6 protein-coding genes are annotated in these 10,020 nt (G+C 74.1%); 5 read left to right on the plus strand and 1 reads right to left on the minus strand.

What is annotated here, in order from left to right; translation table 11 throughout:
• Window positions 1-117: 117 nt before the first annotated feature.
• From ACFP1K_RS06845 to ACFP1K_RS06865, 5 genes are all read left to right on the plus strand, one after another.
• Complete coding sequence (locus tag ACFP1K_RS06845; RefSeq protein ID WP_380748083.1) at window positions 118-2,340, plus strand: hypothetical protein; 2,223 nt, start codon at window positions 118-120, stop codon at window positions 2,338-2,340.
• Window positions 2,341-2,626: 286 nt separating this feature from the next.
• Window positions 2,627-2,869 (plus strand): WhiB family transcriptional regulator, encoded by a 243-nt coding sequence (locus tag ACFP1K_RS06850; protein ID WP_184889896.1) that lies wholly within the window; start codon window positions 2,627-2,629, stop codon window positions 2,867-2,869.
• 175 nt (window positions 2,870-3,044) lie between these two features.
• A complete protein-coding gene (locus tag ACFP1K_RS06855; protein ID WP_380748085.1) occupies window positions 3,045-6,104 on the plus strand; it encodes a glycosyltransferase family 2 protein in 3,060 nt (1,019 codons plus the stop codon).
• A gap of 558 nt (window positions 6,105-6,662) precedes the next feature.
• A complete protein-coding gene (locus ACFP1K_RS06860; RefSeq protein ID WP_380748087.1) occupies window positions 6,663-6,908 on the plus strand; it encodes a hypothetical protein in 246 nt (81 codons plus the stop codon).
• A 29-nt stretch (window positions 6,909-6,937) separates the two neighbouring features.
• Window positions 6,938-8,329, plus strand: coding sequence for a DUF5719 family protein (locus tag ACFP1K_RS06865; protein WP_380748089.1), 1,392 nt, complete (start codon window positions 6,938-6,940; stop codon window positions 8,327-8,329).
• A 321-nt stretch (window positions 8,330-8,650) separates the two neighbouring features.
• Here ACFP1K_RS06865 and ACFP1K_RS06870 read toward each other — a convergent pair whose 3' ends face one another.
• Window positions 8,651-9,046: a metallopeptidase family protein gene (locus tag ACFP1K_RS06870; RefSeq protein ID WP_380748091.1), complete on the minus strand. Its 396-nt coding sequence runs from the start codon at window positions 9,044-9,046 to the stop codon at window positions 8,651-8,653.
• Window positions 9,047-10,020 lie beyond the last annotated feature (974 nt).

Raw genomic sequence — 10,020 nt, forward strand, 5'->3', positions numbered from 1 at the left:
TTGCGGGGCGTGCCGATGCGGGGCGTGGGGAGGGTGTGGTTTGTGGGTCTGCACGCTCTTAAGTGGGGATATGTGCGAAACTTCGGGTGGCGTATGACCCATGGGGGGTAGGTAGTTGTGGTCAAAGTAGAGCCCGGACGGCTCCGCGAGCCCGCGGCATGGATCATGCTCGCGCTGGTGTGCGCCGAGGTGCTCATCGCGGTGGTGCGGCTGCTGTTCACCTCGGTCACCTTCGGCGACTGGTCCGTCTACACGTTCACATCGCTCACCTCGCCGGTGCACACGGCGCTCGCGCTCGGCGCGTTCTTCCTGGCCACCCGGTTCGGGCCGCCCGCTCCCCGCGCGCGGCTGATCCACCTCGGGGTGATCGGGGTCCTCGGGGCCTCCGCGCTCATCGGCGTGGTCACCCTTTTCGGGACCCTGATCGGGGGCGGCTCCATCTGGGTGAACGCCTTCTCGTGGGTGCTCACCGGAGTGCCCGGCCTGCTGCTGTCCGTGCTCGCGCTGCTGTACGCGCTGTCGGTCCTGCCGCCCGCCGCCCCCCGCCCGCCCCGCACACCCGCCACCGCCGGCTTCACACCCGGCATGGGCGCGCCGCACGGCCCGCCTCCCGGCGGCCAGATGGGGAGCCCGCAGATGGGCGGCCCACAGGGGCAGCAGATGGGCGGTCCGCAGATGGCCGGTGCTCAGGCGGCCGGTCCTCAGGTGCCCGGCCCTCAGATGGTGGGCCAGCAAATGCCCGGCCAGCAGGTGTCCAACCCCCAGCTGCCCAACCCCCAGATGCCCGGCCCGCAGATGTCCGGCCCGCAGGCGTTCGGCACGCCGCCGGGGTACGCCGAGCACCCCACGCCCGGTGGCCCGCAGCAGTTCGGCGGCCCGCAGTTCCCGTCGCCCGCCGAGCCGCACCCGTACGTGGCGGCCGACCAGCAGCCGCCGCAGTCGGACAGCTACTCGCCCCAGCACTCCCAGCCCCTGGAGTTCCCGCCCGCGCTCTACCCGGCCGGCGGCCCCCAGGGCGAGTCCACCGACCCCCAGATACCCGGGTCGTACGCGCAGCAGCAGGCGGGCACCGCCTACCCCTCCTCGGGCGGCGGCGCCTTCGGCACCCCGCCCGACGCCTTCACCACCGGCGCCCGCCAGGCCCTCCCGCACTCCGGCCAGGCCGACCAGCCCCCGGCGTACGGCCAGACCGGCCCACAGGCACCCTTCTCCGACCAGCTCGCGTACGGCCAGAGCGGCCCGCAGCTCAGCCCGCTGGACTCCTCGTACGGCCAGAGCGGCCCCCAGGTGACCCCGCTGGACTCCTCGTACGGCCAGAGCGGCCCCCAGGTGACCCCGCTGGACTCCTCGTACGGCCAGAGCGGCCCGCAGGTCAGCCCGCTCGACTCCTCGTACGGCCAGACCGCTCCGCAGTTGAGCCCCCTGGACCAGCCCGGATACGGGCAGACGGGCTCGCAGGTGAGCCCCCTGGACCAGCAGCAGCCCGGCTACGGCCAGAGCGGCCCGCAGGTGACCCCGCTGGACTCCACCTACGGCCAGAGCGGGTCCCAGGTGAGCCCGCTGGACTCGTCGTACGGCCAGCAGGCGGCCCCGGTGGATCAGCCCCAGTACGGCCAGAGCGGCCCGCAGGTGAGCCCGCTGGACTCCTCGTACGGGCAGACCGGTCCGCAGGCGAGCCCGCTGGACCAGCCGGGGTACGCGGGGGGCTACCCCCAGGGCGGTGAGCAGTTCGGCGGCGGCTACCCCACCGGGGAGCACGGGCGGCCGTCCGAGGCCTCCCCGCTGTACGCCGACGGCTCGGACGCGCGCGCTCAGCAGATCGCGCAGGCGTACCAGCAGGCGCAGAACTACCAGGCCCAGGGGGGCCGCGCCGAGCAGGGGAGCGGCGGGCACGGCGGCGAGACCACCGGGACGCAGCCGGTGCGCACGCCTGACTACGCCTCCGGCTACGGCAACCCCTTCGGCCACCCGCAGGCACCCATCGACACCGGCACCTACCAGTCCCGCGCCGACTCGGTCTACGGGACCCCGGAGCCGTCCTACCCGGCCCCCGCGGAGCCCCAGCCGTACCCCCAGCCGATCCCCGGCTGGGAGGAGGCACCCGCCGAGCGGACCGTGCGGTTCGAGCAGAAGGCGTTCCAGGACGACCCGCTGAACGCCCCCCTGCCGTCCGCCCTGCCCCCCTCCGCGCCCCAGCCGCGCCGGGGCGACGCGATCGACCCGACCGCCATATACGCGCCGGATCGGACCCCTCAGGCAACGCCCGAGGAAAGCCCCGGTAGAGATCAAGCACAATCTGGAGCAGATCAAGGGGCCCCCTGGTACGGTTCCGACCGCTGAGGGCATTGAGGATCGGGGGATCTTGGAGGCAGCCGGATCCCCCAGGCGGCCTGTGCCGCCGACGCTGTGGTGGCCCCATTCCGCCGAGGGGCCCGCATACCGGGGTGAGCTGCTCTTTCCCCGGATACCGTCCTGCCGCTTGACGCCACATGCGGCACACGCGTGTAATTACAGCTGTGTTGTTACGCCTTTCACATCGTGGGTATTGAGGAAGGTGTTCAAAAGGGGGGCTCCGTTGCGGGGCGGGTGGGCGATCAGCAGGAGGTGTGCAGTGACCGACCTGGTCATGGCACAGATGCTCGGCGCGGAAGAGCTGGGGTGGCAAGAGCGCGCACTGTGCGCGCAGACCGACCCGGAGGCGTTTTTTCCAGAGAAGGGCGGGTCGACGCGAGAGGCGAAGAAGGTGTGCCGTTCCTGCGAAGTCCGGGCCGAGTGCCTGGAGTACGCGTTGCAGCACGACGAACGGTTCGGCATCTGGGGGGGATTGTCGGAAAGGGAGCGTCGGCGCATCAAGCGCGAGGCCGGCTGAGAGCGGGCACGTCCGGGGGGTCGTGACCGCTCGTCCGGGGGGACGAGCCGGTGTTCCGTCCATCGTCGGGCGGACCGGATTGGCAGAGTGCCGGACCAGGCACGCCGGGGGTGTCGTATCGTGATCGGCGCAAGCCACACGACCCGAGGACATCATCTCCGTGCACCCGTCCCGCATGTCCGTCACCGCGATCGTCGTCGCCCACGACGGCGCCCGCTGGCTGAGAGAGACACTCGACGGCGTCCTGCGGCAGACACGGCCCCTCGACCGGCTCGTGGGGGTCGACAACGGCAGCCGTGACGGCGGCGGCCGGCTGCTGACCGAGGCCTTCGGCGCCAACGGCGTGCTGAGCCTTCCCCGCTCCACCGGCTTCGGCGAGGCGGTGGCCGCCGTCCTGGAGCGGCTGCCCCACGCCGGCGAGAGCGAGTGGATCTGGCTGCTGCACGACGACTGCGCGCCCCACCCGGACGCGCTGGCCGCCCTGCTCGCCGTCGCCGCGGCGGACGAGAAGGCCGCCGTGCTCGGGCCCAAGATCCGCGACTGGCTGGACCGGCGCCTGCTGCTGGAGGCCGGTGTCACCGTCGACCGGTCCGGCCGCCGCGACACCGGCCTGGAACCCAGGGAGTACGACCAGGGGCAGCACGACGGCGTCCGCCAGGTGCTCGCGGTGTCCACCGCGGGCATGCTGGTGCGGCGCGACGTCTGGGAGGCGCTCGGCGGCCTGGACCCCGAGCTGCCCCTGTTCCGCGACGACCTCGACCTGTGCTGGCGGGCCACCGCCGCCGGTCACCGCGTGCTCAACGTCACCGACGCCGTGGTGTGGCACGCCGAGGCGGCGTCCCGGCGCAGGCGGCGGCTGACCGCCAGCACCGACCACCCCCGCAGGCTCGACCGGCGCAACGCCATGTTCGTGATCATGGCGAACCTCCCGTTCCGGTCCCTGCTGTGGTCGGTGGCGCGCAACATCGTCTCCTCCCTGGTGCGCAGCCTGCTCCTGCTCCTCGCCAAACAGCCCGCCAACGCGCTGGACGAGATCGTCGCGCTCGTGTCCGTGCTCGGCAGGCCCCGGCGGCTCATGCGGGCGCGCAAGGCCCGGCGTCAGGGCAGGAAACAGGGATATCCCGAGGTCAAGAAGCTGTTCACCCCGCAGGGCATGGCGTACCGGCGGCTGGCCGACATGCTCCAGGGGTATCTCTCCGGCTCGGGCCCGATCGACTCGTCCGGGCGGCACCACGCGGTGATCTCCGAGCCGTCCGCGGAAGAGGGCGACGAACTGCTCACCGACGCCGGGCTGATGCAGCGGGTGTTCGGCAACCCCGGCGTGCTGCTGTGCCTCGCGCTGCTCGCGGTCACGCTGGCCGCGGAACGCTCGCTGGTGCTCGGCGGGCTGCTCGGCGGGGGCGCGCTGGTGCCCGTGGTGGGCGGCGCCTCCGACCTGTGGCAGCTCTACACCTCCGGCTACCACGCGGCGGGCCTCGGCTCCGACGCCTGGGCGCCGCCGTACGTCGCCGTGCTCGCCGCGCTGTCCACGCTCTTTTTCGGCAAGACCTGGCTCGCCGTGTCGGTGCTGCTGCTCGGCTGCGTGCCGCTCGCGGGGATCTCCGCTTATGTCGCCACCCGCTCGATGATCTCCTATCCGCCCGCGCGGGTCTGGCTCGCCGCCTCCTACGCCCTGCTGCCGGTCGCGACCGGTGTCGTGGCCGCCGGGCGGCTCGGCACGGCCGTGGTGTTCGTGCTGCTGCCCGCGTACGCCGCGCTCGCCTCCAGGGTCATCAACGGCGAGCGCCGCGGTGCCCGGCGGGCCGCCTGGGCGCTCGGGCTGCTGCTCGCGGTGGGCACGGCCTTCGCGCCCCTGGTGTACGTCCTGGTCGCCGTGCTCGGCGGCCTCGCCGCGGTGTCGTTCGGCGGGGTGCGGCGCGGGGTGGGGCTCTCGCTCGGCATCGCCATGGCGGTGCCCGTCGTGCTGCTCGCGCCCTGGCTGGCGCAGACCGTCACCGACCCCGGGCGCATCCTGCTCGAAGCCGGGCTGCACCGGCCCGCGCTGGTCGACCCCCGGCTGCCCGCCGAGTCCCTGCTGATGCTCAGCCCCGGAGGGCCCGGGGTGCCGCCCATCTGGGTGACCGCCGGGCTGATCGCCACCGCGCTGGCGGCGCTGCTGTTCCGCCGCCACCAGATGGTGGTCGTGGTCGGGTGGGGCGTCACGGTGTTCGGCGTGCTGGTCGCCATCGTGGTCTCCCGGGTGCCGGTGGCCGGCGCGCCCGGCTGGCCCGGGGTGCCGCTGGCGTTCGCCGCCACCGGGCTCATCGTGGCCGCCGCGCTGACCGGGTACCGCGTGATCGAGCTGTTCCGCGCCCGCGGGCTGCGGCGGGTGGTGGCCGTGCTGGTGGTGCTGGTGGCGTGCGCCGGGCCGGTGGCCGTGGCCGCGCTCTGGGTGCGGGACGGCGTCTCCGGGCCGCTGCGGCGCGGCGTGCCGGACGTCGTGACCGACTACGCCGCCGCGAACTCCACCGGCGGCGAGAGCACCGTGGTGCTGCGCCAGGTGCCGGGCGGCGAGCTGGCCTTCACCGTGCTGCGCGGGCGCTCCCCGCTGCTCGGCGAGACCGACCTGCCGGTGCCCGCGGCGCTGCGCACCCGGCTCGGCGACGTGATCGCGGGCGTCATCTCCGGGCGGGGCGGCGACGACGCCCTGACCCTCGCCACGTTCGGCGTGCGCTTCATCGCCGTCCCCGCGCCCGTCGACACCGCCGTCCGCCAGGCCCTGGACTCCGACCCGGCCCTGGCCCGGGTGAACCTCTCGGCGAGCGGCGGCCTGTGGCGCATGGCCGCCCCCCTCGGCCGGGCGTACCTGCTCGGCCAGGACGGCCTCCGCACCCCGCTGCGGGTGGAACATCCGCCCGGCGGCGCCCTCGCGGTCACCGTGCCGCCCGGGGCCGGCAAGCGCACCCTGGTGCTCGCCGAACCCGCCGGCGGCTGGCTCGCGCACACGGCCGCGGGTGCCTCGGTCCCCGGCACCACCGTGGACGGCTGGGCCCAGGGCTTCGACGCCCCCGCCGCCGGTGGCCGGGTCACCGTCGAGCACGACACGTTCCGGCACGACACCTGGCTGTGGATCCAGCTGGCCCTGGTCGCCCTGGTCCTCGTCCTCGCCTCCCCGGGGGCGCGGGGCGCCGAGGCCGTTCCTGAGTACGCCGACGAGCCGATGGAACGAGAGGCCCCGGGGGTGCTGGTCCGTTGATGGCAGAACGCAAGGGCCGCCGCAGACGCGAGGACTCCCCGCCCCCCGAGCCCGGCGCCCGCCCCCCCGGCGACAAGGGCCGCCGCCGGCGCCGTGGCGCACCGGAGCCGGAGGAGACCGGCCCGGCCCGGGGGGACCAGCCCGGCGACCTCTGGCGGCCTCGGGGCGACGGCGGACCTGTACCGGCCGCCCCGTCCGACGATGTGTGGGGCACCGGTGGTCCGGTGCGTGCCAGCGGGTCCGGTGACGTGTGGGGTGATGGCGCTCCTGTGCGTGCGGGCGGGTCCGGGGACGTGTGGGGTGACGGCGCTCTCGGGCGTGCGGGCGGGTCCAGCGACGTGTGGGGTGACGGCGCTCCCGGGCGTGCGGGCGGGTCCAGCGACGTGTGGGGTGACGGCGCCCCTGTGCGTGCGGGCGGATCCGGCGACGTGTGGGGTGACGGCGCTCCCGGGCGTGCGGGCGGATCCGGTGACATCTGGCAAGCGCGGAACGACGGACATATCCGGAATGACGGGCAGCCCCAGAACGACGGCGGTCCCGTGCGGGCCGGCGGTCCCGGTGCTTCTGGCGGTCCCGGTGGTCCCGGTGGTCCCGGTGCTGCTGGTGGTCCCGGCGGTCGCGGTCGCGGCGGTCGCGGCGGTCGCGGCGGTCCTGGTGGGCCCGGTGGTTCTGGCGGTGCCGGTGGTTCTGGTGGTTCTGGTGGTCCCGGGACGAACGGAGCGGGGGGCCAGGATGACGCCGGCGCCTCCGCGGGGCCCCCGCGTGGCCCGCGGGTCGGGGTGGGTGGGATCGTCCGGGGGCTGATCGAGAACCGGTTTGGGTTCCTGGCGTTGGTGCTGACGTCGCTGGTGGCGCTGTACGGCGTCGCGCACGTGACCCGGCCCGCGCCGGTGGCGCCCAAGGTCGCGGCCCCGGCCAGGGTGGCGGTGGAGTCGGTGTCCACCGTGTGCCCCGACCCCGGGGGCGGGCGGATCAGCACGGTCACCCCGCCGGGAGGCAAGGGCGCCGGGCGGGCGACCGTCACCGAGGTGAAGGCCAAGGCGTCGCCCCTGGCCGAGCTCGACCGGCCCGGCCTGCTGTGGAAGCGCGACCTGCCCGCCGGGTCCGCGCCCGTGGAGGTCGCCGGGACCGGGGCGATGGCCTCAGGCCTGGAAGCCGTCCAGACGACCAAGAAGACCCGAGGGGCCTCCCGCGGCCTGGCCTCCGTCCGCTGCGCCGAACCCGGCGCCAGCGCGTGGTTCGTCGGCCCCGGCCCGGCCACCGCCGACATCACGCTGTACCTCACCAACGCCGACACCGCCCAGGCGGTGATCGAGATCATGGTGTACGCGGGCGAGGGCCCGGTCGTCGGCGAGTCCGGCAACGCCCTGGTCCTGCGCCCCGGCGAGCACCGCGAGGTGAAGGTCAGCGAGCTGGCACCGTCGCCGCTGGTCATGGCCCTGGAGGTCCGTACCACCAGCGGCCGCGTGGCCGCCTCCGCCCGGGCCGTCCTCGGCGACGGCAAGGGCACCGACTGGCTCCCCCCCGCCGCACCCCCCGCCACCAGGGTCGTCGTCCCCGGCCTCCCCGGCGGCGGCGGCCGCCGCGAGCTGTACGTGACGTCCCCCGGCGAAGCCGACACCCTGGTCCAGGTGAAGGCCCTGACCGCCGACGGCTTCTACGCCATGAAGAACCGCGAGACCCTGGAGGTCCCCGCGGGCTCCACCGTCTCCCTGGACCTCTCCACCGGCGTCGGCGGCCAGCCCTCGGCGATCGTGCTGACCTCCCAGACCCCCATAGTCGCCGGCCTGATGATCACCGGCACCGGCACCGCCCAGGACATCGCCTTCACCGCCGGCGCCGCCCCCATAGACCTGGGCAGCGTCCTGGCCGACAACCGCACCGCCAAGAACATCTCCACCCGCCTGATCCTCTCCGCCCCCGAGGGCCCCGGAAAATTCCGCCTCCAAACCTTCCCCACCAAGGGCACCCCCCCACCCCCCGTCGACATCGAAGTCCCCGCCGCCCGCACCAAGGAGATCAAACTCTCCCCTCCCACCGGCAAATCCGGCGACTACAGCCTCATCCTCACCCCCCTCCCCGGCTCCGCCCCCATATACGGCGGCCAAATCCAGGACGAACAAACCCCCACCGGCCTCCTCCTGACCACCCAGCCCCTGACCCCCACCCGAATCTGGGCCATAGTCCACCCCACCCTCGAATCTCCCGCCGCCGTCCTCCCCTGACCCTCGACAGGGAGTCCGGACCGCGCGTCTCCCGTCCAGCTGGTTCCCACGCGGACGGCCGTCCGGCGACAGCCATGATCTCGGCGGTGCCTCCGCAGTGCACCACTTGGCGGGACGTAAGCGGGGGCGACGTCACGTGAGCGCTGCCTTGGGGGTGGTCTGAAGTCGGCGCCGCGACGGTGAGTTGTCGTATGGCGAATTCGGCGCCGTCGTACGGTGGCCGGCCCCTCAACGCGGGGCGGGACGGCGGGGCATGGACCCGAACGCGGCGTGGTGGAGCACGATGAGCCCCGCGCAGGCTCGGGGGTGCGTGGTCTCGGGTCAGTGGCGGTCGTCGTAGCCGGGGTCGACGGTTTCGGGGGAGAGGCCCAGGAGGTTGGCTACCTGTTCTACGACTACGTCGTGGACCAGGGTGCCCAGGGTGTCGCGGTCGCGGGCCCTTGCTTCCAGAGGGCGGCGGTAGACGACGACGATCGGGGGGGAGTCGGCGGTGGGGGGTTGGACACGGCCGAAGGGGATGGGGTCCGAGGAGAGGCGGCCGGGGCCGTCCAGAAGATCCTCCACCGGGGGGACGTCCTCCACGGCGAACTCCACGGATGAAAGTTGCTCGGCCCATTTCGGCTTCAGGCGGTCGACCGCGTCCAGCACGAAATCGTCGAAGCGCTCGCCCCGGGAGCGCGCGATGGGCACATGCGAAGGGGCGAGCGGGCCGCGCATGCCCCGACCGTGCCGGTCGCGACGCCGCGGTCCGTTGGGGCGGGGCGTACCGCCAGGGGCCGAACTCACACAGCAAGCCTAGATCGTGCCCCCCACCGTCCGGACCCACTCCCACAGGTCCACCCACCCAGCCGCCCACCGCACCCCGACGCCGCATCCGCCGCACCATTCCCGCCCTACCCCCACCGGCCCGGAACACCTGCTCCGGAGAAACGAAGGCGTGCGCCGTCGCGGGGAGCCTGCCCTGATGGGCCGCCCCCCTCACGGACGGCGCCCTTACGCGACGGCCCCGCACAGACCCGCACCCCATAGTCACTGAAAGTAGCCGCACCGGCCCTCATGGTGACCTCCGCACGCACGGTCACGGAGACCTCCGCCCCCGCCATCGCGGACGTTCCCGCCCCGCCGTCGCGGACGTTCCCGCCCCGCCGTCGCGGACGTTCCCGCCCCCGTGATCGGGGACGTTCCCGCCCCGCCGTCGCGGACGTTCCCGCCCCGTGATGGGGGGCGTTCCCGCCCCGTGATCGGGGAGGTTTTCGTGCCCGTCATCGGATGGCTTTTCGTGCCTGTCATCGGGGGATCCGCGCCTGTTATCGCGGAGATCGCCGCGCCCGTTCGTTATCGCGGAGGTCGCCGCGCCCGCCGTCGCGGGGTGCCGCTTGTGCGCGGGCGGAGGGCTCGCGGGGTGGGTGGGCTGTGCTGGCCAAGCTCGTGAACGACAAGGGGTGGGTCAGATCACCCAACGCGACTAGGGGTTTCAGTTCATTCACGATCGAGGCAGCAGTCGTCACCGGTCGACCACCATGTGGAACCGACCGGCCGCAAAGGTACGGACACGGGCTGGCCGCCGTACGGCGGCGCCGGATTCGCCGTACCACGTCCCGCCGCCTCGGCGCCGGAAGAGCTCCTCACGGAGGAGCCGCGAGGGGCCGCGAGGGGCCGGGCGGGGCCGGGCGGGCGGTGGGGGCGGGGGG

This window comes from Sphaerisporangium aureirubrum (assembly GCF_042658925.1).
Taxonomy (GTDB): domain Bacteria; phylum Actinomycetota; class Actinomycetes; order Streptosporangiales; family Streptosporangiaceae; genus Sphaerisporangium; species Sphaerisporangium aureirubrum.

Bases quoted from the DNA above. Each gene is read 5' to 3' on its own strand.
- ACFP1K_RS06855 (WP_380748085.1), top strand. From the start codon at position 3,045: ATGTCCGTCACCGCGATCGTCGTCGCCCACGACGGCGCCCGCTGGCTG.
- ACFP1K_RS06850 (WP_184889896.1), top strand. From the start codon at position 2,627: ATGGCACAGATGCTCGGCGCGGAAGAGCTGGGGTGGCAAGAGCGCGCA.
- ACFP1K_RS06870 (WP_380748091.1), bottom strand. From the start codon at position 9,046: ATGCGCGGCCCGCTCGCCCCTTCGCATGTGCCCATCGCGCGCTCCCGG.